This window comes from Psychrobacter sp. 1176_08 (assembly GCF_052850615.1).
This window is the reverse complement of sequence record NZ_VXCU01000001.1, coordinates 201974-227757: the sequence shown is the minus strand read 5'-3', so window position 1 is coordinate 227757 and position 25784 is coordinate 201974. Positions and strand designations below refer to the sequence as shown.

Annotated in this window: 12 protein-coding genes; 6 read left to right on the top strand and 6 right to left on the bottom strand. The window is 43.7% G+C overall.

The window, feature by feature from the left end; translation table 11 throughout:
• Positions 1-3: 3 nt before the first annotated feature.
• Genes FW759_RS00880 through FW759_RS00870 form a run of 3 tightly spaced genes read right to left on the bottom strand, consistent with a single transcriptional unit; the run spans position 4 to position 13349 of the window.
• A complete protein-coding gene (locus FW759_RS00880; RefSeq protein ID WP_446441917.1) occupies positions 4-2157 on the bottom strand; it encodes a hypothetical protein in 2154 nt (717 codons plus the stop codon).
• Positions 2147-9838 (bottom strand): HEAT repeat domain-containing protein, encoded by a 7692-nt coding sequence (locus FW759_RS00875; protein WP_446441916.1) that lies wholly within the window; start codon positions 9836-9838, stop codon positions 2147-2149. Before FW759_RS00875 ends, FW759_RS00880 begins: the two co-directional genes overlap by 11 nt.
• 46 nt (positions 9839-9884) lie before the next feature.
• Positions 9885-13349, bottom strand: a complete 3465-nt coding sequence (locus FW759_RS00870; RefSeq protein WP_446441915.1) for a BRCT domain-containing protein — start codon at positions 13347-13349, stop codon at positions 9885-9887.
• Between the two features lie 692 nt (positions 13350-14041).
• Here FW759_RS00870 and rhuM point away from each other — a divergent pair.
• The 3 genes from rhuM to FW759_RS00855 all read left to right on the top strand — a co-directional run bounded on the left by rhuM (position 14042) and on the right by FW759_RS00855 (position 18099).
• The gene (rhuM, locus tag FW759_RS00865) at positions 14042-15034 is read left to right on the top strand and encodes a RhuM family protein (RefSeq protein ID WP_446441914.1); all 993 of its coding nucleotides are present in this window, start codon (positions 14042-14044) and stop codon (positions 15032-15034) included.
• Positions 15035-15129: 95 nt separating this feature from the next.
• Complete coding sequence (locus FW759_RS00860) at positions 15130-17181, top strand: autotransporter domain-containing protein (protein ID WP_446441913.1); 2052 nt, start codon at positions 15130-15132, stop codon at positions 17179-17181.
• 162 nt (positions 17182-17343) lie between these two features.
• A complete protein-coding gene (locus FW759_RS00855; protein ID WP_446441912.1) occupies positions 17344-18099 on the top strand; it encodes a M90 family metallopeptidase in 756 nt (251 codons plus the stop codon).
• Between the two features lie 117 nt (positions 18100-18216).
• On the opposite strand, the gene FW759_RS00850 is transcribed toward FW759_RS00855, so the two are convergent.
• The gene (locus FW759_RS00850) at positions 18217-18879 is read right to left on the bottom strand and encodes a hypothetical protein (protein ID WP_446441911.1); all 663 of its coding nucleotides are present in this window, start codon (positions 18877-18879) and stop codon (positions 18217-18219) included.
• A gap of 191 nt (positions 18880-19070) precedes the next feature.
• On the opposite strand from FW759_RS00850, the gene FW759_RS00845 reads away from it, so the two are divergent.
• On the top strand, positions 19071-19547 hold the full coding sequence (locus FW759_RS00845) for a hypothetical protein (protein WP_446441910.1): 477 nt from the start codon (positions 19071-19073) through the stop codon (positions 19545-19547).
• 465 nt (positions 19548-20012) lie between these two features.
• Here FW759_RS00845 and FW759_RS00840 read toward each other — a convergent pair whose 3' ends face one another.
• On the bottom strand, positions 20013-20885 hold the full coding sequence (locus tag FW759_RS00840) for a LysR family transcriptional regulator (RefSeq protein ID WP_446441909.1): 873 nt from the start codon (positions 20883-20885) through the stop codon (positions 20013-20015).
• Positions 20886-21047: 162 nt separating this feature from the next.
• Between FW759_RS00840 and FW759_RS00835 the strand changes: the two genes are divergently transcribed.
• Both FW759_RS00835 and purB read left to right on the top strand, forming a co-directional pair.
• Entirely contained in the window at positions 21048-22346 is a 1299-nt protein-coding gene (locus FW759_RS00835) for an SLC13 family permease (RefSeq protein WP_446441908.1), read from the top strand.
• 18 nt (positions 22347-22364) lie between these two features.
• Entirely contained in the window at positions 22365-23765 is a 1401-nt protein-coding gene (gene purB, locus FW759_RS00830) for an adenylosuccinate lyase (RefSeq protein ID WP_446441907.1), read from the top strand.
• A 1491-nt stretch (positions 23766-25256) separates the two neighbouring features.
• On the opposite strand, the gene FW759_RS00825 is transcribed toward purB, so the two are convergent.
• Positions 25257-25781 carry a cyclophilin-like fold protein gene (locus FW759_RS00825; protein ID WP_443570391.1) on the bottom strand — a complete coding sequence of 175 codons (525 nt, stop codon included), beginning with the start codon at positions 25779-25781 and terminating at the stop codon, positions 25257-25259.
• Between the last annotated feature and the right edge of the window lie 3 nt (positions 25782-25784).

Genomic DNA, 25784 nt, shown 5'->3' with positions numbered 1-25784 from the left:
GGGTTATACCCCTTTATTTTCGATGAAGCCTTGGGCTTCAAATCGGGCAATGTGTTGTAAAAAGGCGGCATGGGCTTGGGCAGGTTGATTAAATACAAACTGCTGACGTGTGCTGTCATCATCTATACTGTGTTCAATCAGTACTTTTTTATGATCGCACGTCACATGCACATAGCTGATCGTGTGTGCGCTATGGTTGTAAGCGACTGGCTTTGCCTGCGTATCACTTGATGGAAAACCTTGGGCGAGCGCCGATAAGTCCAGTACTTCATTGGTAGGTGATTGAGAAGCATGTTTGGTTGATACGTTATTGTTTTTAGATGCTTTTTGTTGCGGTTTGGGCACACGTTTGCTGAGGGTGCGCATGTCATGCCAGCTGTTCGTCTGTGTGTGGTCGTATTGATGATGGCTTAAGCGCAAAGCAATCAGGTGCGCGCAGACCCCTTGGCTCAGGCGATGCTGTAAATACTGCGGGCAGCTACACGCAGCGCGACTGACCAAACCCTCATCCCCCAGTTGTAGCTGGCTTTGATAAGTACGGCGATCTTCTTTGACATGAATATCGGCACTGATTGAGACGCCTTGTCCCACCACCGTTTGGACATTGAGGTTCTGTATGCCATCTTCTCGGCTAACGATGTCAAATGCCTGTTTTTCTGCCTCGTTATGATGTGCAAACTGAGCCATGTCGAGCGGCGTTTGTGTCAACGGACGATAGTAATAAGACTGGTTGGCCATATCATAACGAATCAAACCTTGCTGCGCACCCGACAGCAGCTGCTGCCGGACGTGACTGGCTGTAAGGTTATTTTCTGGCGTACTCAAACGCTCGCGCAAAGCGTCAATACGGCTTGGCTGCTCGACAAGCGCTTGCACCAAAGGTACTAAATCATCGTTATCACTGTTTGGTGTGTTTTGCTGCGGGCGCTTGGGCAATAATAAATCAAAATTGAGGGACTGCGACCAGTTGGCTTGGCTAAAGCCTGTCATGGCAAAGGTAAAATGAAAGCCTTTACCTGTGAGCGTCCAGTAGCTTGGCATCCCTTGTCCAAGCAGCGACACACTGACCGTATCGGTATGCGGTAATAAGCGCTTTAATAAACTTAAACGTCTGCGACCCCACAAGCGAATGAGCTTGGCTTTTTGTCCTTGATACAGGGTTTGCTGGCGGCTCACTTGACTGGTGACGGTAATATCAAATGGCTCTAAAATCATCACAGGCAGCTGCTGCGGTATGAGCTCAATCAATAAACCGCGGCGCTTACCTTTAATATCGGCATGCATGCGCAGCTCAAACAACACGTTGTATAACGCAATAGGATCAAGATCAATCCGTTCTTGTGCCAGTTGACCTGCTGACTGTACTTGCAATAATGCGCGTATCCAACTTTTGGGCACATTGATGCGTTTTTCGATGACTTCCTGTTTACTATCCTCATTGACCGCGCTATCCATTTCGGTCTCAGAATTATCTTTTGGCTCTGATACGTTTGAGCGCTCTAAACGTATCGCTTCTTGACCAATATCTAACGTGGTTATTTGATGATCACGGATTTGCTCAATGCCATCAAATAGGGCGCTACTGTAGTCAATGCTGGTAGTACCAAGCACGGGAGCAGATACTGTTTCAAACAAATCGTGCTGCAAAGTCAGTTGCGCATAGCAGCCTTCATCACGGCTGAACACCTCAAAACTGACGCCTGCTTGATGAACTTGAATGATAGGGTCGAGCAGACAAAAGGCCAAAGGGTCATTGTCAAACAGCCATGTAAAATAATCACGCTGCGCAGAAAATAGGTTCTTATGACGACTGGCGCGGCGCATTTGCATAAACACCGTATAGGCGGCACGGTCTTTTGGTACATAGCGGTAATCGCTACTGACCACGTCAAATAACGCCAGTAAGCTGTCCCGAAAAATCAGTGGGTCTTTGAGCTTGCCATGAAAGCTGACTGCATCACGCTCTAGCTGTGTGAACAATGCCACATGCTGGGTGTGGTCAGATTGCTGATCTGAGGATAAGCTCACATGGCTTGGCGCGGCATAATTGAGCTCCATCATCACGCCATTAGCGTGAGTCTCATCTTTGTCTGCTGGTGTTGCCTCTTGACTGATGACGGTTTGGTCAATTGAGTTGTCTATTTGTTTATTGGTCATGATAATGTCCTTCGCCCTGATTCTGTAGCTTGTCTGTCGCCTTTGTATGAATGCTTCTCATCGCTACTACAGTAGGCAGTTGCGGGCGTTTTTGCTGAGCGCGCGTCATAGCGCGTTGCCAGCGGCGCAAAACTTTGTAAGCCAGTTTTTGAATATCCATGTCATCATCAACAGGTGCTTTGCTTAAAGCATCCAGCCACGTGCCAATATTAGGATCGTGAAGATGCCCAAGTGCTTCGATGACGCGTATCCGTATTGACGTCTCAACATGGCTATCTTTTGCATAGTCATATAGCGCGGCGGCGTCTTTGGCCTTAATCGCTGCTAATAACGGCTGGCTTGAATCTGGCTGAGGCGTAGTGGTAGATGTCAGTTGAGCTTTAGCTGTTTGCGCCTCTTGCACAGTCAAGCGCTCAAGCAGGGTAGACAATAAGGCGTTGTTTTCTGCTGCCAGCGGTACTATTGGATTGTTGGCTATATTGACAAGGGTTGGTATTAGGTCAGCAAGCAGATGATCGTCGCTTGCCTGCCGTGCTAGCAGCCCTAACAAGGCTTGTTGCCAGTACGCGTTAACCGCCGTCGCCAGTGCAGCTACGCTGCTGATGGCAGGTGAGGTTAGCTGAGCGCTTAACCAGTCAAATAAAGCATTATCAGGGACGCCATAGCGACATGTGATCCACAATAAGTGAGTAATCGTGGTGGCTGTATGCTGCATTTGAGTCAACCATGTATCATGGTGTCTCATGACAGGCTGCGCTGTGACGATATCCAGTAGCGTTTGCCATCGATGCTGCGCGGTGATCAAGTACTGCTTGCAGTCTATCTGCATTTGCGTATCAAGATACTGACTAGGGTACTGCGTTATATAGCGCAAACCTATATGCTGTATCTGCGCATCAAAACTGTCGATCAAGCTGCAAAGCTGCCGCTGGCTCATGTTAGGTTTTGCCAATAGCGCATTTTGTAATATGGCAAATATCTGCGCGGGCAGCTTATTTATATGCTGAGTAATAAAGGGTGCCAGCATATCAATAGTGCTATGCGTCACGATGCGTTTTAGGCTAAGCGCTGCTAGCAAGGCAAAATCTTCATTTGGGTTTTGTATTGCCGCCCAGTCGTACGGATAGATATGATCAGTACGGTCGCCCCACAGGTTTTGCGCAGCCGTATAAGCGGTTTCTAGTATCGCTTCTTGATTGGTATATTGTCTGAGAATATCTAACAGCATCTCTTTATTCGCATCGCTATCATAATGCGATAATAAGGAGATGGCATGCTGCTGCGGTGCAAATAGGAATTGCTCATGTAACTGGCGCTGTATGTGTTTGCGGATTTGCGCCCAAGCATTGCTGGTGTTCAACCAGCGTAGCCCATTTAACCAATGAGTAATAGCCGGGTTATAGGGTTGTAATTCAGGGTCTGACAACTGCGCTGTCAATAAAGCAAAAATCTGCGCGCTGTATTCAAATGCGCCGCCCTGCGCGATATGTCCCAACGCTTCAGAGGCCACGTCTTGTAAGTAGTGCTCATCATCTTCTGCCAGTTTGATTAACTTATCATACGCCTTGTAGAGGGCATGCGTGTCTGTAGGTTGAGAATGAACCTGCATCATCTCACCAATAGCCAGCACACTACGGCGACGCATATCACCATCAGTATGGTAGTCAATACTAGCCATTAACGTGCTCAAACCCTCACTATTGCCGCAGAGCGCCAACCCTTCTGCTGCCAAAAACGGCACTGAAGCCTCTTTGTATGATAAAGCTTTTTTGAGTATGTTTTTTAGGACGTCTGCATGGTTTTTACGTTTCTTGGCACGGTAAGAGACGGCCTTGATCAGGTTTTGCATATACTTAGCAGGTAGCTGCTCATAAGACAGAGCCAAGGTTTTATCAATACGCGTGGCAATATCCTCCTCTTTACTCTGGTCTGCACCAATAACCGTATCTGACGTCCATACTAAAGGGACCCAAGCCAATGATCTTAGTAGCTGAGCGGCATGCCCATAGTCAGCATGGCGTAGGAGCAAGATAAATAAAGACAATAGCGCCTCAGGATCTCTGGGATACTGTTGTTGTAGCCAGCGCACGTCTTTATCCTCTCCCAAGTAGTCATGAATAGGCTGGTCGTAACCACTGATCATGACGAGTGTATCAAACAGCTGTTGCCGTTCTTGAGATGAATGAGCTGTTGGATGTTCGAACATTTTTTGCAGGCGGTCGCTTAAGGGAGTAGCCATGTGCGTATCGCGCAGTGCGGCAATAGATTTGTATAAGTCCGCGTTTGACAGCTTGAGAGTGGCGTTGTCTAGCAAGGATAATAGCTGCTCGCGGCTTTTTTGCGCCGCTGTTTCAACCATCTTTGTGTCCACCGCTTTATCAATATTATCAAGATGCGCTGCCGTTTGAATACGCTGGCAAGATTGCAATACTTGAGTAATGAGGGATAAAGCCTGCTCTTGCTCGTATTTGCTTGTACTGTCCATTAAAAAGACAAACAACTCATCTATCAGCTTAGTATGGTTAAATCCTGTATCGGCAAACTCTGTATCCGTAAACCATACGTCATCAAACTCGATAAGCTGCATAAAGGTTTGATAGCGTGCCTGCCAGTCGTGACAGTGACGTGCTTGTAATAAAAAGGTCAACTTGTCTTGGCGTAAGGCTTGCGCTTGGTCAGACTCGCCTGCTGTCTGAGAAGTGCGTGTTGTGATGTGACGCCATTCGCTCACCACTTGCCGTAACAGTGGTAGGCTCTCTGTATTCAGCGCCATGAGGCTGGCTGGTAAATGACCCATACGTTCTTTTAATAGTTGATAGGTCTCTTCTGCCAACAGATCATGATTGGTGAACAGTAAGTCTGTTAGTGGTTGATTGCCAGCGGCATTTATGTCCACTTTGCTATCGCTCGATACAGATGCAGTTTCAAGGCTGTTTATCAAGCAGTGCAAACCACGTTTGACCATATCGCGATACGGCGTATTCATGGCATATTCAGCCAGCTTTGATGCAGAAATAGGCAGCGTGGATAAGCAGTCCCACACCAGCTCACGCGTTTCAATGTGAGGGCGATGAAGCAGAGGCAACAGAGCACGGCTGACACTGTCCGACCAGTCGATAGCCTCGCCTTGATTGCTGGCAGCTGATGCTTTGGTTGATACCGTATCTGCACTTGGTACTAAAGCTGGTTTGGTCAGCCACATCAGCCCGCGAATCGCTTGCTCGGTGCTGCTGTTACTATGATCGTTTTCACGAATGACGCCAAGCCATGCGCCAAATGCAAGGGTTTGATACGTATCATCAATGTCAGCATTGCTCATACCTTGCTGACTAAGCTCGTCGGTATCAGCTGGGTAATGATGACGTTGAAGTAAAATCTCGATACTTTCGATGCTACGCTGCCATTCTTGTAGAGCGGCAAATACCTTGGCATCATCCTCATAAGATTGCTGCGAGAGCAGACGAGATAACTTACCCAAAACTGCCACCGCTTGAGCACGTATCAAAGGTGCCTTGTGCTGAGTTAAATATGCAAATTGCTGTAAGCCTGCAACATTGACCATACTGAGTATGTGGGCGCGTGCGTCAGTCGTGCTACGCGTGTTGGCACCGCTTGTCTCTGACGACATCGTCAGCATCTTTGGATGAGCTACCAAAATGGTATCAATCTTCTGCGACAAGTAGTCACTGAGATACTGCCAATTGGAGATCGAAGGTAGGTGAAAGCGTGCCAATACATGTGCATAAACAACCGCAGTCTCATTGTCGGCAAAGCTCAATGCCTCAATGAGGCGCTCGGGTCGAGTGAGTGGTGATACCAAAGCATTGAATATGAGCAATAATCTGGCGGCTGGCGCATACGTTTGATTATCAAATAACAGCCGTAGCTGCTGTGCTTGAGTAATACCCAAGCCTGAGCGCGCTTGTAGCCATTGAATAGGCCCAATAGAATCAACAAGATGGCGCAGGCTGTCGTTATGGCTTTTGCTAGAGGCATGAGTAGATGCGTTGCCAAAAAAATGCTGCCCGCGGCTGTCGCCCCAGACTGCCAAAGCCAAGCTGGCAGATTGACGGATGATTGGGCGCTCGTCTTGTTGCCATGTCGCCAGTATCTCGGTATCTTGAGGCGTAACAATGTACATAAGCTTGGGCGCAAGTGAGCTAAAATCGGCATCAGGATGGTGTAAGTAGCGCGCATACCAGTCTAAAGCGTGGTATTTATTAGGCTCTGAGAGCGTTGCTAACCCTATTAAGGCATCGGTGATTTGCTGATGCCACTGTTTGTAATCTTCATTGTCTTTTTTATGGCTGGCAGATATAGGCATCTCTTTATTCAGATACTGCGCAAACACGGCATAAGCGTTTGCTTCGTACTGCGTCTTTATTGGCTCAGGGTAATTGATGGACTGACTTGCTAGCAGTTTGGCGACGGTCAGTTGAATATCAGGGTAAGGACTGCTTAGTCCGGCAGTAAATAATGCTTCATGGTCGGTGTTGCCGTTGGTGGTCGAGTTGAGCGAAACTCCAATATCAGTCAAATTTAGCGCGACTGCTAATGCCTGCTGGCGCAAGTCCATACTGTCATTTGCCAACAAATTTATTAAGGCGGGCATTAACGCGCGCAGCTGCTGAGTGCTGGCTTTGGTTTGTAATTGGCTCAGCGCCAAACGTTTGATATCGAGATGAGGGCTGGCAAGCGCGTTCAACATGAGATCGGTAAATCCGAAGCGCTTGCTGTTTTTAAGCGCCGTATCAAAAGCTTGTTTACGAATATGGGCAAAGTTATCAGCAAGCAGCAAAATCAGCACCGCCTGGTACGTGTCTATACCGTCCGGTGCCGTACTTATTTTTGATGTGCTCTGTAATAAGAGTCGCTGCCATTCTTCTACTGCCACTTGATGCACATCTTCAAACAGGCTGCGTTGTAGCTGCTCAGTCATACTAATGATTGCCGTTTTGGTGTCACGTTCAAGCGTTTGATTGAGCAACACTTTTACCACTTCTAAGCGAATACTGGTAAAGGGGTTATTGAGCGCCTGCTCCAGTACTCTGCTCATATCTGCTGAGTCAGAAATTGCTTTTTTGTTATTTAGCACTTGTGTCAATAGTATCGCAAGCGCACGCTCATGAATGTCTTGATGCTTTGCGGCAAACCCAAACGCTACCCAAGATAAGTCATCGTCTAGCAGTTTTCCTAGAGCGCTCATGGCGACTTGGCGCACGCCAGCATCGGCATCATCAAGCAAGGTGGGTAAAATGCTTTTCCCATCGGCTAACTGTAGATGACCTAGGGCGGCCGCAACCCCTGCACGAATAAAGGCATCGTTATCATGATGCATAAACCGTATTAGAGTGCCAAATGCACGCGCATCCTCTAAGCAGGCAAGGGCGTAGGCGGCGCGAAAACTGATGTCTTCGTAGCGGTTGCTCAGATTTTGTAATAAAGGCTCAAGACAGGCACTACTGAGTATAGGACGTGATACTACCGTTGCCGTAGTCGCCGTTTTGGCGGTGTTTTTGCTTGCTTTTTGCGTGGATGTTTGCTCGACTTGGGTGGCAAAATCTTGCGTGTCTAATGTCAGGCTAACAGTAGCAGTAGTATCTTCTTGAGTGGTGCGCTCGGTCGCAGTTTTGGTTTGATGTTCAAGACGTGCGCCTATCGCGACATTTAATAGCTCATCATAATTGGACGTGTGCTTATCTACTTTTATATTGTCAAAGACCGTACCGCGCAGTAAGCGAAAGTCATCAAAATCAGTCAGTGTCCGTAGTAGCTGGGCGTCTTCTTTGGCAAGGGCTTGCTGCTTTAAGGTTTTGATAAGCTTGGGCTGCGCCAATAAAGCTGCATAAAAAGCGGTTTGTCTGACCTCAGCTTGATGGTGGCTTTGCAGCAACATGAGCTGGCGCGATACTTCTGGATTAGCCAATAAGCCGCGCTGATACAGTCGAATCAATCCTGCCTGAATGGTGTCAGAGTAGCGGCTATCCAACGCCATAAATGCCGCTTTTGGGCTGGCGTCTGGCAGCAAGTGTTCAAGCGATGCTAATGCTTGTCGGCGGACGCTCAGCATGGAGTGTGACAACGCTGCCTGCAAAATGGATACAACGCGAGACTGTTTGTCTGTATTCTGAGTGGCGATTGTTAGATAGCGCTGTAGCGTGGCACTAATAACGTCCTCATTCGTGGAACGTGCAAGCCCATCCTCTAAGTATGATGGTAATGCGTTGAGGTTTGTTGTAGCAGACGTCGCTAACCCATCAAATGCGGCAAGACGCACACGGCTGCCACGATTTGAATGGAGCTGCTCTTCAAGTATGGGTAAACGCGCATCAAGCGTTGTACCAGCTAGCCACTGTACCAACTGCAGAGCGCGACTGTTGCTCAAACCGTTGCTGCGATCTGCCAAGAGACGCCCAACCAGTTTTATCGTTTGATTACTCACTTGTGATTCAAGCAGCGCCATTCCCTCTAAAAATGCTGCTTCACTCTGATTACTACTGTCGGTCAATCGCTGCTGAAGCTGATGGTAGCCGTCTTCAATGACCATAGCAACCGCAAGCAACTTACTGTTTTGCGCCTCATCGATGGGCAAAAAACGAAGACTTTGATCCGACCCAACAGCCAGCAGCGCAGGTTTTTCTGCATAATTTGCGTACACCAGTTGCTGTGTTTTGCTAAGGTCGTCTTTACAGGTATTTGGTTGACCTTTATCAAATGCCCATGACTTCACACTGCTATCATCGGCGCTACTAAATAGGCGCGTGGCCGAGACACAAAGTGCAGTAATCATTTGATCATGCTGGCTTGATTTGGCTCTGTCTATCGCCTGTAGCTCACCTTGTACATGGGTGCGATAAAGGTGCTTGTCTGCGCCTGCTGAAAAAAAGTAATGACCAATAGGCTCAAAGCACAAAGCGCTCACACGGCCTTGATGCAGCAGTTTACGGCTGCTTTGTATCAGCTGACCACTACTATCGTCATCATTACTTAGCCATTGATAACTACTAACGTTACCAAGATCATCGCCTATTACCAGCCATTTACCGTCACTTGATGCGGCAAGGGAGGTGGCTTTTTGAGTCTTGCTATCCGCATAAGGTTGTACGACAACCTTTGTTGCGATTGATCTTGAAGCGTTATCATCAGTAAGCGTACAGATGACAATGTGATGGGGGTACAGTACGACGATTGCTTGATGCAGCGTAGTCATAGCAATCGCTTTTGGGTTGTTATTCTTCGATAAGGATTTATTAAAACCCTCAACGTTTATATCCGTGTCTGCGGTTTCAGTTTCAGTGCTATTGTGAGCTTCAATAATACTTGTGAATAACGACATATCACTGATTTTATGAATTTTTTCTCCTTGCCAGTCGGTCTGATACAAGTGGCCATCACAGCCAAGCAGCATAATAACGTCATCAGTTACCGTGGCAATGGCCTCCATTGCACAGAGTAATGGAGCGGCGGCTAAGCTTACTTGCTCACCCGTATTATCAAGTCGATATAAGGTAGCAGTGCTTTCATGCGCGCCTATCGGTTTTCGAGTGATAAACAAACTGCGACCCTGCGCAACTGACAACGCTACTGATTTTGTGGTTTTTTTTGTCGTATTGTCAGTATCAGGCTGTCTGCTAACCAAGCCTATAATTTGACCCCAGTAGGGCAATGTGGTTGTTTTCATGATCTAATCTCAGTTGAAATGGCGTCGTATGGTGTGATCATCTTTATTATTTGCTTGCTGCTGACTCATTTGAGCTGACAGCACTGGGCTGTAAATGCTCGGACAGCTGGGGGTAACGATGTAATAAGCGTGTGACTGCGACCAAACACGCATGACGCTCCATCTTGCCTGCAGAATGGGTAAAGGTGTATAAAAAAGGCATGATCAGCTTGGCAAAATCCTCGTCTGCCAATCCCACATCACGGAACGTCTCAATCAAGGCCAGCTTTGCTTGGCTGGCAGGTATGGGTTTGGGTGAGAGGATTTTCTCTTGGTCTGTTGCTGCTTGTGTCTTATCCATGCGCTGCGCGTGCTTTGAATGACGACCTTGCTCGTTTTTCTGCGGATTTGATCGCTCAGCGCTTTTAGAAGGACTTAATCGTCCTGGTGGCAACTCAAACAGCCCGCGCCTTAAAAGCATCAATAACTGATTCAAATCGGCAGGGGGATTGGTTGACCAGTCACTTGGCTCGGTATTTACTACGCTGTTATTTAGGGTATTTCCTGAGGTCTTATTGGTTTTATCATACTGGCTTGCTGGCTGCCATTGCGGTGAGACATGGCGCGCTTTGTACTGCTGCCAAAGCATGGTCACTGCGTCATAGCGTACTTCACGGTCAGCACTTTGACTCAATACATAAAGAGACTGCGGGTTTTGAAATTGGCGATGGCGCTGTAATAGTGCCATGCCAAGTTGTCGCGCCAGTCGTTTTTTACTGCCAATAAAGGCATTGAGCATGGATTCATTAAACTGCTCTACAGGCACATGGTAGGCGCGATTGCTTACAGAAGGTGCTGCCAGCAATGCCTGCTGTAATAACTGCGTGACCTCAAAATAAGGCGATTCTGCCATTATCAGCCACAGTGCAGGTGTTGGCGACCACTTGGCCAGCTCATACTGTGTAAGCAATAGCCCAAAGTTGCGGAGCGCTTGCTGACTGCTTTTCAATAAAGGTATGACACGCTCGGCACTGAAAAATAAAGCAGGAATGATGGCATCAGGATCGACAGGTCGGTCTGTTAATGCCATACAGATCTGCTCGTGGTGATGACTTAAATAGCTGATCGCAAGCTCACTGATAGGCGCGGTAGGATCATCAATCGCCATTGACCATAAGACCTCAGCACCTGCCATCGTATCGTCTTCGGAGGCGGCACGTGACTGTCCTGTCAACATCTGCAAAAATGCGGTTTCTGATATGATTTTAAGCGGTGCTCCTGCAGCGATCAATGCTTCTGCTTTGAGCTGTTTACTGCCTTTGCGACCATCGCCGTATAGAGGTGAGCCGTCATCACCAATGACTAAATAATCCAACTTATTATTCACGGCACTACTAATAGCACCATTTGCTGCTTTGACTAACTTTTCGGCATCGCCTCGGCTCATGCTTTGCATTTTGCCAGTGAATAAATAGCGCTGATTGTCCAAATCAACAGTGACTTCTGTCGGGTGAGTCGTATGAGCAGTATTTGTATCTTCAGGCGAACTTTCTTCTGAAGACATGTTTTGACTAGTCGCAAAATCTGCTGGCAGAAAACCTTTATTAATGCGCTCAATCGCAAATTCGCGGTACTCCGACTGCTCGCTGCGAGCGAGTGTCATTAGCCAGTCAAACCCCAGCTGAGTTGGGGCAAACCTACGAACGTCAGCCAACCAGCCGCGCACGGTATCTGCCAGATATTCATCAAAGGTTAATTCTTTTTGCCACTGTTTGACCGTATTGGTGTTTAAAGGACTATTTATCTCAGGCCCAGCATGATCAAGGCTATAACGCATAAGGTAGGGAGAAGTTTTTATCTGTACGATTTCACGACTGTTATGCCAATCAGGCTCATACGCGAGCGCATGCCAATAGGGCATCTCAATTTTACCTGCCGATAAAACATCTTCATCAATCCAATCAATGATTGTCTGCTGTGCCAATGGATGCAGCAATAGATACTGCCATACTTTGACATCTACCGCGCTCAGATCGAGGCGCTTGAGTTCTTGTAGCGCAAAATCCATGCACAGATCGCTGCTGTTGCTATTGTCACTATTTGTAGAAGTATCCAGTTGTACTGCCAGGCGGATGAAATAATCACTGCCAAGTTCTTGTGCGCTATATAGCTCAGGCAGTCTGCGTATTGCAAAACGCGTGCTATAAGGCTGGTCACTGATCAAGCGCTCAAAAAACCATTCAGCTGTTAAGTCACGGCGTGTGAAGTGCTTGCTGAGTTGTTCAGCTGCAATACGATGGTGATACGACGTATCTAACAGTTGACCCCAACCTGTCACCCCAATATCAGTGACGGGATTACGGCTTAAAATCATACTGATGGCAAAGCTGCGCACAGGCTCATGATCTGACAATGCCAGCATCATAAGCTCCGGCAGCGGTAATGCTTGGGCATAACTTTTGGCATAGCCGATGGCATACTGATAAGCGGCAGGGTAGTTCGAATGTAATAGTTTAAGGACGACTTCATGTAATCCAAGCGCTACAAATTTGGACTTCTCAAAGTGCGGGGATTGCTCAATCAGCCATACGATCATCTCATCGCGTGCCTGACTGTGTGCATAGCCTGCGGACAGGTATTGAATGGTTTTGTAGCTGACATCGCGTAGCTGGATTTTGAAGTCATGCTTTAAGCTGTCCGTCGCAAATTGCCGTATAGCTTCATTCTTTGCTGTTGCCAGCAATCTAATGAGCGGTTCAGCATCGCGTTGCCACGCTTCCTTAAACGCGCGACCTTTTGCATCAAACAATTTGCGCGGTGCATGAGCATGAAAGCGATTGACGCCATAATCAGCTGAATTATGAAAACAGATATGATTAAGCACCCAGCTATTGATTTGTGGCAACTGACCGACACTCATGGTCTCTTTATAGCTGGCAAGTACAAAAACCGCCGCCTCAATGTAGCCAACTGGCATTTGCTGACCAAGCCTGCGCAGGTAGCGCCACGCTCTAAGACTCATATAGGTTTTGGTAGCAAGACTGACCGAGTCTCTCATGCTTTGATCAAAACGATGTAAATCTATTTTGGCAGTGATAGGCGCAAAAACCTCATAATCTTGCTCATATTCTGCCACCTTATAAATATATTTTAGACCGCGCCAAACGCCGTAACTTAACGGCAACTCATCAATAGCTTGCTTTAGAATAGCTCTTGAATAGGCGCCTTTGTCTTCCCAAAGCGCGATTAAAACTAAGTAGATTTTGTAGCGATCAGGAAGAGGATATGTGCCTTCCTCCGACTCTAACGTGTTCATCATTGCCACGCGTTCTGCAAACTGTACCTCAGGGGGCTGCTCACGAAATGAGTAATGCCATATCTTATTTAAAAATCGCTCAAATGTTAGCTCGTCATCTGGTATCGGTGACTCAGGCAATGGATCAGGTTGCTTAGCAAGTAAACAGAGCTTTTCGACCAAGCTTGGATCTTGTACTTGCCAAGCGTGTTGAATTTGTTCGAACGACAGACTCATGATGGTTTGCCTTAATTATAATGTGACCAGCGAATGATATTTTGTAAGCATATAAAAGCCTATTTGAGAATAAATATCAAGAACTTTTGTTAATCAAAAAATGGGAACACGACATTAGATGACGCGTAGATAATTAGATAAATTTGTGCGACACTAGATGACGCATATGTATAAAAAACTGTCACTAATGAACAAAGATTGATTGACAGTTTGATTGAGGTTAAGGCAGAATAGGGACGTTGTGAGATTTAGCGTTTCGCCGTTTTCGGTGAAGGACGATGCTGCGTCGCCCACGAGTCAAGCCATTACATTTTACCCAAGGAAGACTGTTTCAGTCCTGCTAATACCTAGATAACACCTCTAGTGTCATTAGCTCGCTGGCGCAACCACGCAATCGTGGTTGAGCTAATGCACTAGAGGTGTTATCTAGGTGCAGTCCAGTGAGTCTTCCATGTACCAGGTTATGAGGTAGATTACACAACACCGAATGAAACATTGTTCTGATGCCATTCAAAAATATTAAACCCAAGTTGGTAATATATGCTGACTTGGGTTTTTTATTGCCTTCATTATTTCAAACGCACTTAAAAAACAGGCAGTATTGATATCGCATTGAGCACCCATTGCTCAGTAATTCATGTTATTAGTAATCATTGATTCATATATTTAATGTATGCGTAGAGGCCACCCAAATGAAAGCGATTGAAAATAATGATATCTCAACCATTGAGATATATGAGAGTGCGGATGGAAAAGCGCAGGTCAATGTGCGTTTTGAACAAGAGACGGTTTGGCTCTCACAGGCACAAATGGCAGCGCTATTTGGTCGCGATCAATCCGTGATTTCACGTCATATTACCAACGCGTTAAGTGACGAAGAAATCTCTGAAAAAAACAATATGCAAAAAATGCGGGTCGCAAATGCAGATCGTCCCGTGACTTTTTATGACTTAGATGTAGCAATTTCAGTAAGTTATCGCGTTAAATCCAAAAAAGGTATACAGTTTAGACGCTGGGCAACCCAGCGCTTGCATGAGTATTTGGTACAAGGGTATACGTTCAATCAACAGCGCTTTGATAAAAATTCTATCGAATTGCAGCAAGCATTAAACCTCATTAAAAAGACTGCCCAGAGTCCCGAGCTAAATACTGATGAAGGACGTGGCTTAATTGAGATTGTCAGTCGCTATACACAGACGTTTTTGTGGTTACAACGCTATGATGAAGGTCTATTAAATAATCCAGTAGGACAAAAAGGCGGCGTACTACCCAGTCCAACTGAAGCAATGGACGCGCTCAATAACTTAAAATCACAGCTAATCAATAGAGGTGAGGCAACGGAGTTGTTTGCTAAGCCTCGTGGTGATGGTTTAAGTAGTGTACTTGGTAATTTAGAGCAAACGGTGTTTGGCGAACCTGCTTATCCGACTATTGAGAGTAAAGCGGCGCATTTATTGTATTTTATGGTGAAAAACCATCCTTTTACTGATGGCAATAAACGCAGCGGAGCCTTCTTATTTGTAGATTTTTTACACCGTAACGGACGCTTACTCAATGATCAGGGTGAGATGGTGATCAATAACACAGGTCTTGCTGCTTTGACCTTATTGGTCGCTGAGTCTGACCCGAATCAAAAAGAGACCTTGATTAAGTTGATTATGAATATGTTGTCGCTGGAGGTTTGATTTTAAAAGATGCGTTGTTTCTTTTTCTTGTAAACCACATTTAATTGAGTTATTTTTTAGTGTCGATTACATTTCTTTAACCAAGGAGAAACAGTTTGCATAATAAATTATCACCGCTCACGATTTCAGTTGTCACTGCGCTGACACTACTTACAGGCTCACAAACATTTGCAGGAGCCCAATACGGTGATTATGGTAAAGAAACGGCGTTAACGCTTGCGCGCGACTATGCTGGTCGCTATACAGGATCTGAAAAGGAAGTTCAAGCTGCTAATTATATGCAGCAGCGTATGACCATCGATGGTAGTAACAATAAAGTCGATCGTCAGGCTTTTTATTTCGTCGCACCTCGCGGTTTATTTAGAGGTCAAACACTAACGAGTAATAACATTATCGTGACCCAAAAAGGTATTGTTGATACCAATAAAACACTATTTGTCGGCTCACATTATGATTCTGCAGTAGCCTATCCAAACTATGAAAATCTAGAGGCATTGGACGATAATGCTTCTGGGTCTGGCGTTTTGACTGAGTTGACCAATAACCTGACTGGTATTGATACAGAACATGATATTCAGTTTGTCGCATTTGGTGCAGAAGAGGGCGGCCTAAATGGTTCAAAGGCGTTTGTTGATCAGCTCACTGACACAGAAAAATCAACAGCATTAGGTATGATCAACTTAGACAGCCTGATTACAGGCGATAAGATGTATGCCAATGCAGGTCGCAATGCTTACGATAATAATGGTAACGAAGTAGCTGCCAATGTAGGGTTGCGTGAAAACGCACTTCGTATTGCAAAAGAGCTTGGTATCACACTCGACGTCAATCCGGCCATCATTGCACCTGGTGCGACAGAACCCTACGAGCCTTATGGCGTCGGCTGTTGTAGCGATCAGGAGTCTTTTGATAACGTGATGCCTGTAGTAGGATTTGAGGCAACCAACTGGGCCCTTGGACCTGATTATGATGGTTACACGCAAACAGAAAACCCGAATATCCCAGGTGGCTATACGTGGCACAATCCCGAATTAGATAATGAGGATGTGCTGACGGCGGCATTCGGAGAAGAGCGCATCGCACAAAGAATGCGTGACTATTCGCGTATCATTAGTAGATTGATTGTTGAGCAAACCAACGCTGACATCATTGCCGCAAACAAAAGCGCGCTGAATCTTCAAAATAAAATGGGCGCCGCTTTAAAGGACAGTGCCACCGATTCACACTCAGCGGCTCTTGAGCGTGCCAATGCCTTGGCTTTACCTGCCACTGATAACAATGACACCTTTGACGCTTCACGTACTCAGCTTTGGGTGGACGGTTCTCAAAGCTATGTCGATTCTGATAACCTACAAGAAGGCACTCGCGCCAATATTGGCGTATATGGCGAATACGTTGTGCAGCCTCGCTGGCGTGTTGGTGCAGGTCTCAAAGCGGCTAATCAGAATAATAAAACCATAGAAAACGGTATTAAAAAAGATACGAGCTATGGTATTCAAGCCTACTCGTTACTGGGCGGAAAAGACACCGCTTGGTGGAATACCACTTCTTTGAGCTTATCTAAACATGATTTAGATGTGAATAGAACCGTCAGACTAGATGGCAATAATGGTATCAACATTATTAATAATAGCGAACGCGGTAATGCTGATGCCGACGTATTTAGTGCTTACAATGAGCTTGGCTACAATTTTCTTATTAAGGAAAACATCGCGCATGGTGCTTTTTTAGGTTTAAATTATAGCGATGCCGATATAGACGGCTACACGAGTGGCAATGCCAACTCTCGCACAGCCCTTAAAGTTGACAGCACATCTAGTGAAGCATGGGACTCAGAGCTTGGTTACCAGCTGCAGTATGGTTTTGATTTGATGGGCACGCCTGCCAAACTTCAAAGCAAACTCGCTTACGTGCATGTTATCAAAGATGGTTTGGTGGACCGTTTATCGACAACCTCTTTCGCTGACGGGCAAAAAAGAGACATTAGTATCAACCAAGCAGACAAAGATGATGACTATGGACGTTTTGAGCTGAGTGTTAGCAATAAGGTGCATAACAATGTCTATGCTTATCTGAATGGCGATACCACCTTTGCACGTGATGATAAAGACAGCTCAGTGCAGTTAGGCTTACAATATCAATTTTAAAACGTAATATATGGACTCAAGTCTGCGCCGCTCAATAATTCATTTATGAGCGGCGTTTTTTATACATTTTAATATAGTAATTATAATAGTGTACTACTGGTTATCGCTATACTATGTGTAAAAAGGATGGCCTATATACTAAGAATAATAGGGATAAAGTGTATGTTCAACATCATAAAAGACTGGCGTGAGCAGCGTATACTGGATAGTAGTGAGTTTACTCATGAGGATTGGGCACGAGCAGCTGAGCGTATCGTGATATTAGATAGGTTAAACGAGGACGAGCTAAGCCGCTTGTTTGATTTGGCGACCCTGTTTTTGGCGGACAAATCCATTACTGGTGCGCAAGGCTTTGAGATCACAGATACGGTTAGACAGTCTATTGCTTTACAAGCTTGTCTACCTATCTTAAACCTCAGTCTCGAGTGGTACGATGGTTGGTCGTCAATCATTATTTATCAAGGTTCATATAAAAGCGACAGCACCACTGTCGATGAATTTGGCATTGTTCACGAGGGCAGTCAGCACCGTAGCGGTGAAGCATGGCAGCGGGGTCCTGTGGTTTTGTCATGGAAGGATGCCAAACACTCAGGTGAGCGCGATGGTCACAATGTCGTCATTCATGAGTTTGTCCATAAACTCGATATGATGAATGGTCGCGCCAATGGTTTTCCGCCGCTGCAACCTGATATGGATCCTACTCGGTGGACAGAAATCATGAGTCGTGATTTTGAAGATTTTCAGACCCACCGAAAATCAGGACTTGACCGTTATGGTGCAACCAATCCAGCAGAGTTTTTTGCGGTACTCAGTGAAGTGTTTTTTGAAACCCCCCAAAAGCTGGTGGACGCTTATCCTGATATTTACGACATTATGGTCAAGTTTTTTCGACAAGACACTCTTAAGGGAAATTCTTAAATATATCAAATATTGAATATATGGTATATTCTTCATAAGAAAAGGGCAGTACACCTTAATCAATGCGTTGCCCTTTTTTTATAAATAATTTGCTAAATCATATGGTTGTGATGAAAACTAAACAGTCCATTGATCGCTAATGATAGCGACCAAATATCGTTTCCCTTGATATTCATCAAACACCAGACGCAGCACTCGCCAATCCATACCCGCATATTCATCGCTGCCTTTGTGATAAAACTCAACCACATCTGAGTTTTGGTATATTTCTTTTAAGTTATTGATAGAGTTACCATTATTTTTTAGCTCATTGAGACTGATACTGGCATCATTAAACGTTGCGCCTTTCACCCAAGTATCCAAATACGTCGGCAATGGCATGATCAATAGGTCGCCCGTACCGTCTTTTTCACCCCAAGTAAACCGTATTTTTGACTGTTGCAAATATTGTGCATATTGCTCACGACTGAAAATTTTGTCCACTTCAGGGCGGACATAAGCATACATCGAAAAGCGAACGCCACGTGTCGGATGAATGTCATTGGTGATTCTAGCAAAGTCTTTGTTGGCAAGGGCGCGTTGTATACGTAAAGCTTGTTGTCTAAGGGTTTGTTGGCTCATATCTGAAGCAGCCGATGTTGACGAGTAGGCGTTTGATTGATTAGGCGCCGTCACATCAGATTCAATAGAATGGCATCCAGTTGCCAATAGTAAGAACGCCAAAAGGCCACCAGTAGCTAATTTAAAAGAATGGGTTTTAGAAGCACATGGCTTGATCATAAAATATCCTCACTGTGGTTGTTAGCGAAACAAGTATTATTATTAATATAAATAAGCAGCTCTCAAGTGAGCTAATAGATAGGGTTTTAGTATATCAACCTGAATAATACGATATTACAGCACAGTCATAATATGAGTATGATGTAATGAGAATGACACATCTTAGATGACCAAATCTTATAGAGAACGCCATGCAAACATATCATTCATTGTTGCCATTATTGACCATAGGGTTGTTTGCGACTAATCCTGTCGCTGCTAATGCAACGGAGTCATCTCGAGCGCTCGATGTCATGAAAGTTGCTACTGTTACTAAGATGTATCAGCAAGATGTTGATAACGAAGGTATGGATAATCCAGTCGTATTGGAGCAATATGCCAATCAAGATCTAAAATCAGCCATGCAGCTTGAGCGATCTTATTTTGACAAAAATCAGATGTCTTGCAATGTTGATTATGATGTGCTGTGGGATTCTCAAGATCCTGATTATACTCAAGACAAAAAGTTTTCGATGACTGATAAAGGACTGGTTCGAGTCAGCTTGGCGCAAGGTAGCGACATTTATTACGAATTATCATGTGATGAAGCTGAGTGCCGAGTGGCTGATGTAATCTTGGATGAAAGTGGAAAATCATTGCGACAGCATTTTATTGAAAATTGCCGTTAGAAAAATACTGGTAACTGATAAGATAAAAAATCTTATCTTAGTTATTATAGGATCAGAAAATTATGGATAAGAAGCACGGCATAAGTTCCTATATGTCTCACCCCTAGAACCGTTGGTTTGTTTTCGCATAATGTATATTATGTTAAACTAAGGCTACCGTACAATAAGTTCATGGGATTATGATTAACAGTAAGCTATTAGATAATTTGGTTGATAACTGCTTGACCAGAATATGTACTACCTATCAAATAAATGATGTAATCATCCCTAACGTAACTACTAACTGATATGTCTTGAAGGCTTAATACGCGAAATTATAATTGAGCTTAATGTATTAGTATTAGATCAAGTCGCTAATAACCTCTTTGCATCTATCTCATAAACCCCTTGTAGTAACTCTTTTATATATCTATACCACATTACATACCTAATCCAGTACCCTGATTAAACCATCAACAATCATCACTAAGACTTAAAAAACCTCAAAAAATCACGCACAGAATCCATTAAATATTTATCTTCCTTCCATACCAGACCTGCCCGATAGGCAATAGGTGATTTAAGCGGTCGAGTCACCAAATTGGAGGAATCCTTAATAAGCGGGTTGGAGTCATCAAGTACAAAGGAGATACCAGCACCGCATACGACTAAGTTAAGAATCGTCGCAATCTGATTAGCGGAGTGAATAATATTGGGCGTAATTGAATACTTGGCAAACTCTTGTAAAATTCTAGTACTGATAAATGTGCTAGGTTTATACATAATCAATTTTTCTTGCGCCAACCACTCAAAGGGAACTTCGCTCACCGCTTCAAATGGATGGCCTTTAGGAAGTAATAATAGCAACTCTCCCTCGGACACCACGACACTCTCTAGCCTATTTAATGAATTATCTAATACCACAAGTCCAAGATCTATATTGTCTTTAAACAACTCATCGATAATCTCATGAGTACCAAGATCCTGAACAACCAGTTCAACATCTGGATGCTGCTTAACATAATGAGTAAAAATGATCGGCAATATCCATGACCCCAAAAATGGAGGAATCCCCAATCTTAAGTGCTGTTTTTTATTTTGGCGAATATCTTTAACGAGCTGCTGCGCTTCTTTTACCTCTACCAAAATAGCCTGCGCTCGCTCTAAAAATAGCTGTCCTTGTAGCGTAAGTTTGATTCGATTATTGCTACGTTCAAACAAGGAAATGCCAAGCTCTTCTTCTAATTTTCGAACAGATACCGTGATAGAAGGCTGGGCAACATGATGCTCTTTTGCCGCTTTCGTAAAACTATTTAATCGACTAACCGCTTCAAAATACTCTAGTTGACGAATTTCCATGCTGCTATCTCTTCATGAATTCACTCCCAATGGGGAGATGTTTTTATTTTGGCTAGTATAAATCATAACTATAACCGAATAATCAGGCGCTATTGGCTGATTTATTTAGGTAAACGTATACTCAAGGAGGATTAATAATAACCATTTACAAGGAATGATAGCATGCCATTTAATGCATCAGTAACACTCATCTTGCTTTTCACTATCGTGATACTACTTATCACAAAACGATTTTCTTTGACGTTTATCGGTGTATTAATACCCATTATTTTATACCTTTCAGGCGTCATAGATAATGAAGCTGCATTTAGCAATCTCACTCATCCCATTTTGATTATGCTCATTTGCATCTTTATTCAGTCAAAAGCTATTTTCGAGGTGGGGCTGGCGTATCAAATTGGTGAGTCTTTCTCAACGTTCACGCGCAAGATAGGACAAAACAATGAGAAAATAACCATTATGCTGGTTATTGGATTTGGCGCTATCATGTCAACCGTACTTCCTAATATAGCTACAACAGCTGCACTCGTCCCCATCGTTATTGCAGTCAGCTCTTATAGTGGTATCAGTCGCAGCAAGCTTTTAATTACCTTAGCATTAGGAACAAGCATGGGCGGGACCATTACACTCATTGGCACGCCACCCAATTTTTTAGCCAAAGCGACATTAGATGCCGCTGGAATTAGCAGCTTTGGATTCTTTGACTTTGCTTGGATTGGCATACCGCTCACTTTGTTAGGCACGCTTTACTTATTAACCATAGGCTTTAAATCCCTTCCAGATCATTACGTAGAAGCAAAGCAGAGTTCTATTAAAAAGGAGCAAGAAAATAGTAGAAATGATAATAAAGCGACGAAGTTCAAACAGTGGACTGTTGCTTTAGTTTTTATTGCATTCGTCCTCTCAATTATTTTTGAAAAAGCTACAGGAATACCTAATCAATATATCGGTATTATCGGTGTCATGATCCTGGGCGGTTTGCGCATTCTTAATGAACGCCAGATATTCAATTCTATTGACTGGTCCACCACTATATTTATTGCTGGTATTTTAACGCTGGCGGCAGCATTGTCTAGCACTGGTTCGAACGATATCTTAGCTGGACTAGCGATAAGCCTAATTGGTGATACATCGAGTGCTTATGTCTTTACAGGGCTGCTATTTGCTATTTCTGCCATCCTTACACAATTTCTATCTAATACTGGAACCGCTGGTGTACTCATGCCAATTGGCTTATCAATTGCGCAGTCGATGGATGCAGACCCACGGGCAGTCGTAATGGCAATCGCATTGGGTTGTGCCGCGTCTTTTGCTACGCCAATTGCAACTCCCTCTAACATCATTGTCACAGGACCTGGACAATTAACTTTTATGGACTGGGTAAAGGTAGGCTCACCACTGGTCATTATTGGATTGGTACTCAGCTTAATTATCCTCCCTTTAGTCTTCCCGTTTTTCTGAATATAAATAGGTATCATCATGAACAATAATACTGCTGGCGTGAAAGGTCTTTTTGTTAATAAATATTGTACCGATACAATGAATGCTATCTTTAATGACAAATACTACATCCAAAAATTACTCGATGTGGAGGCAGCTTTAGCTCAGAGCCAGGCAGAGATAGGCATAATCCCTACTGATGCGGCCAAAATCATTATTAGCAAAGCAAACGTAGAATTGATAGATATGGAGCAATTATATGCGGCCTCTCAGCATACTCATCACCCTTTAATTCCCATTTTAAAGGTATTTACAGCTCTTTGTGGCGACGCTGGAAAATATGTTCACTGGGGCGTGACCACACAAGATATTCTAGACACAGCAACCGTCCTACAGGTTAGGGATGCTTTCCAAGCATTATTTGCTAAACTGATAACGTTGAATCAGGCGCTTTGCAATAATGCCCAATACCATAAAAAAACTCTAATGATGGGACGCACCAATGGACAGCAAGCCTTACCTATTACGTTGGGGTTCAAATTTGCGGTATGGGCAGCAGAAAGCCAGCGCCATATCGAGCGTTTGTTATCATGTAAGGAGCGTTTATTTGTTGGACAGTTTTCTGGCGCAGTTGGCACTCTAGCCTCATTAGAGGAACATGGTTTTGTCTTAAGAGAAAAAATATTCACTATTTTGGATCTCAAAGAAACTGCCATCACATGGAACACGTCACGCGATAATTTTGTTGAGCTGGCATCAGTGATTGGGATAATGGCGTCTACCTTGGGTAAAATAGGACAGGAAATATACGCACTACAAAAGCAAGAAATTGCTGAGCTAGAAGAATATGTTGCCCCGCATACGGCTGGCAGCTCAACCATGCCTCATAAGAAAAATCCATTTCTCTCCTTAGAAGTCGTCTCAGCTTATCGCATATTGAAAGGCGTCGTTGGCGAAGCATTTGAGTCTTTAGAAACGGAACATGAACGAGACCCAAGAAGTCTAAATATTGAGAGTGACTACTTACCCAAGCTTTTTCGACTGACCGATTACACATTAGAAAGCACTATTCATCTGGTAAACACTCTCGGTGTTAACGAGAGTAACATGGTAAAAAATCTAAACTTACTAAATGGTGTCGTACTGTCTGAAGCCGTCATGATGAAGCTGAGTGAGCATGTTGGTAAAGCAGAAGCCCATGAAATCATCTTTGATGCAGCCATGGAATCTCTTGACCAGCAACAACCTTTCAAAGACATGCTACTGAACAATAGTATTGTCAGTCAACATTTAAGTAAAGCTGACCTTGATAAACTAATCGAACCAACCAACTACCTTGGCCTTACAGAAGAGTTAATTGATTCTGTCATTAAGGAAAACCAAGCATTATGGCAATCAGCCCAGCTTGATCAGTACCTTAAATTTGATTCAAATGCTTGACTGACCAAGGTTCATGATTCATGTAAGGTTAGACATAATATATTATGAGAATACGTTCGAGGCGCTATACAGGCGTCGAACTACAGGATATGTGTGCAGTCTTTATCTTATATCAAATGTATATCGTTCTTTATCGTATGAAGCTGCATATGGCACTGCACTTCTAGAATAGGTCTTTTGGTTCTTATCAGTATAGTTAATAGATATTGAATCTTCATAACTTGTGTACTGAATAGCATAACTATAAGAAGAGTTAGGCGGCAAATCTCCTATCAAGTCTACTCTCTTGGAGCTTGTATATTTAACGCGTACATCAGAGATAGGATAAGGAGTTTCATTACTTATGATAATTTTGCCTTTATCCTTCTCGAAATATGAGCAGGATATTACAAGCATACTCATCAACCCTATTAAAATATTTTTATTAAAGATTATGCTTACCTCATTTTCACTAATGGACTAATAAAGGTATACCCCCAACGGAACCAGCTATTTTAGCCCTTAAACCTATTAATAGACCACTTAAAACAGACTGATATAATGGAACTACTTATAACAAACTGCTGAACTAGCTTATCTATTGCGTTACGGATCATAGAACTTTATTACAAAGCTAACTAATAGCTTGTACTAAAATTCCTAAAATAATTACGGGTTATTTTCTAAGCGATTGAATTTATTGAAATTAATATATGTAACATGTAAGAATAACGGACTCATTCGATTTAATATGTAATGTATATGGATGCTTTACATATTGTAGAATCTAAGACTTGAAAAGTATAGGAACTCTACGATCAATCATGTATAGAGTCTAAATCTTCTCATTGATGGTACAGTTCATTATATATTTGGCTCAATATAGCTTGTATACAAGAAAACTGAATGAAGTCCCTATAAATAGTAGGGTAAAAAGTTTTAGTCCATACCTTATTTACAGAATATCGACTATATCGAAGGTGCCGAATATCGTTAATATCTCTAACATGTAAAAATATCGGACTAACTATGAATATTCCCCATAGCACTGACTTGTCTCATCATGAGCTACCCTAATCATTAATTCAGCCTAATTGCGATGGGACTACTGCTCACTAATGTGACGATTTGTCCATTCGTAGTAGCTTGATGATTTTACTTTTAATACTAAAGCTTATAGGTGTCTCCGTTAAGAATCCCAACAGTTTAAATGAGGGTTGTTGTACTTAGGATATGTTACACATTAAGGTTCATGAACCATTTATTTTTCTCTGCACTATAGGGTATTGTTTTTACTACACAATTACCTCTTTTAACTCGTGAACTTAACTTTAGGTACGCATAAGTTAAATAGACGGTAATTGAAGGTTTGTTCTACGTGTCATTCTCAATAGCCATAACCGCTGCCTAGTAAACCAATCATATATCATGTGCTCCTTAGAGTTTCTCATGGGAATACGGAGCACTAACCTAGTGGACGTTTAAATTTTTGTTGTGGGACATTGATATTGATTAGCGTTCATCACGACTAAATTCAATTTGCACATTACCTTGTCCCAGTACATCAGCTAACTTATCAGGCTGGCTCACTCTACCAATACGCGTATAAGAATATGATGAAAGAAAACTCTTATAAAATACTACTAACGTTGATGAGCCATACAACATGACATCACCATTATGAATGGTATTTGCACTACTGGCATTCGTTGGCAGTGGATTTGGTAGCTGAGCGTGCTTCTCATTACTGTGCAAATCTTCCATATTTAACGTTAAGGGTAATTGTGCTGCAAAAGCATGCGCAGTCGCGTTGTCTTCAGCCATCACTTCAAAACGATTTCCATTAATTATTATCCACATATTCACCTGCTCCTTTTCTGATATTGTTTGTTTTGCATTATTGGGGCTTGTTTTTTGCGTCAAACTTTCATGCACAATGGACGAGTTTGATGTGGCATTTTGATCGTCAGCACAAGCACTCAATGCTGGCAAGATACCAACAGCCATCATAATGATCATGCGGTTGTTCATATTCATCTG

Bases quoted from the DNA above. Each gene is read 5' to 3' on its own strand.
- FW759_RS00825 (WP_443570391.1), bottom strand. From the start codon at position 25,781: ATGAATATGAACAACCGCATGATCATTATGATGGCTGTTGGTATCTTG.
- FW759_RS00835 (WP_446441908.1), top strand. From the start codon at position 21,048: ATGCCATTTAATGCATCAGTAACACTCATCTTGCTTTTCACTATCGTG.
- FW759_RS00880 (WP_446441917.1), bottom strand. From the start codon at position 2,157: ATGACCAATAAACAAATAGACAACTCAATTGACCAAACCGTCATCAGT.
- FW759_RS00850 (WP_446441911.1), bottom strand. From the start codon at position 18,879: ATGATCAAGCCATGTGCTTCTAAAACCCATTCTTTTAAATTAGCTACT.
- FW759_RS00855 (WP_446441912.1), top strand. From the start codon at position 17,344: ATGTTCAACATCATAAAAGACTGGCGTGAGCAGCGTATACTGGATAGT.
- purB (WP_446441907.1), top strand. From the start codon at position 22,365: ATGAACAATAATACTGCTGGCGTGAAAGGTCTTTTTGTTAATAAATAT.
- FW759_RS00870 (WP_446441915.1), bottom strand. From the start codon at position 13,349: ATGAGTCTGTCGTTCGAACAAATTCAACACGCTTGGCAAGTACAAGAT.
- FW759_RS00875 (WP_446441916.1), bottom strand. From the start codon at position 9,838: ATGAAAACAACCACATTGCCCTACTGGGGTCAAATTATAGGCTTGGTT.
- FW759_RS00845 (WP_446441910.1), top strand. From the start codon at position 19,071: ATGCAAACATATCATTCATTGTTGCCATTATTGACCATAGGGTTGTTT.
- FW759_RS00840 (WP_446441909.1), bottom strand. From the start codon at position 20,885: ATGGAAATTCGTCAACTAGAGTATTTTGAAGCGGTTAGTCGATTAAAT.
- rhuM (WP_446441914.1), top strand. From the start codon at position 14,042: ATGAAAGCGATTGAAAATAATGATATCTCAACCATTGAGATATATGAG.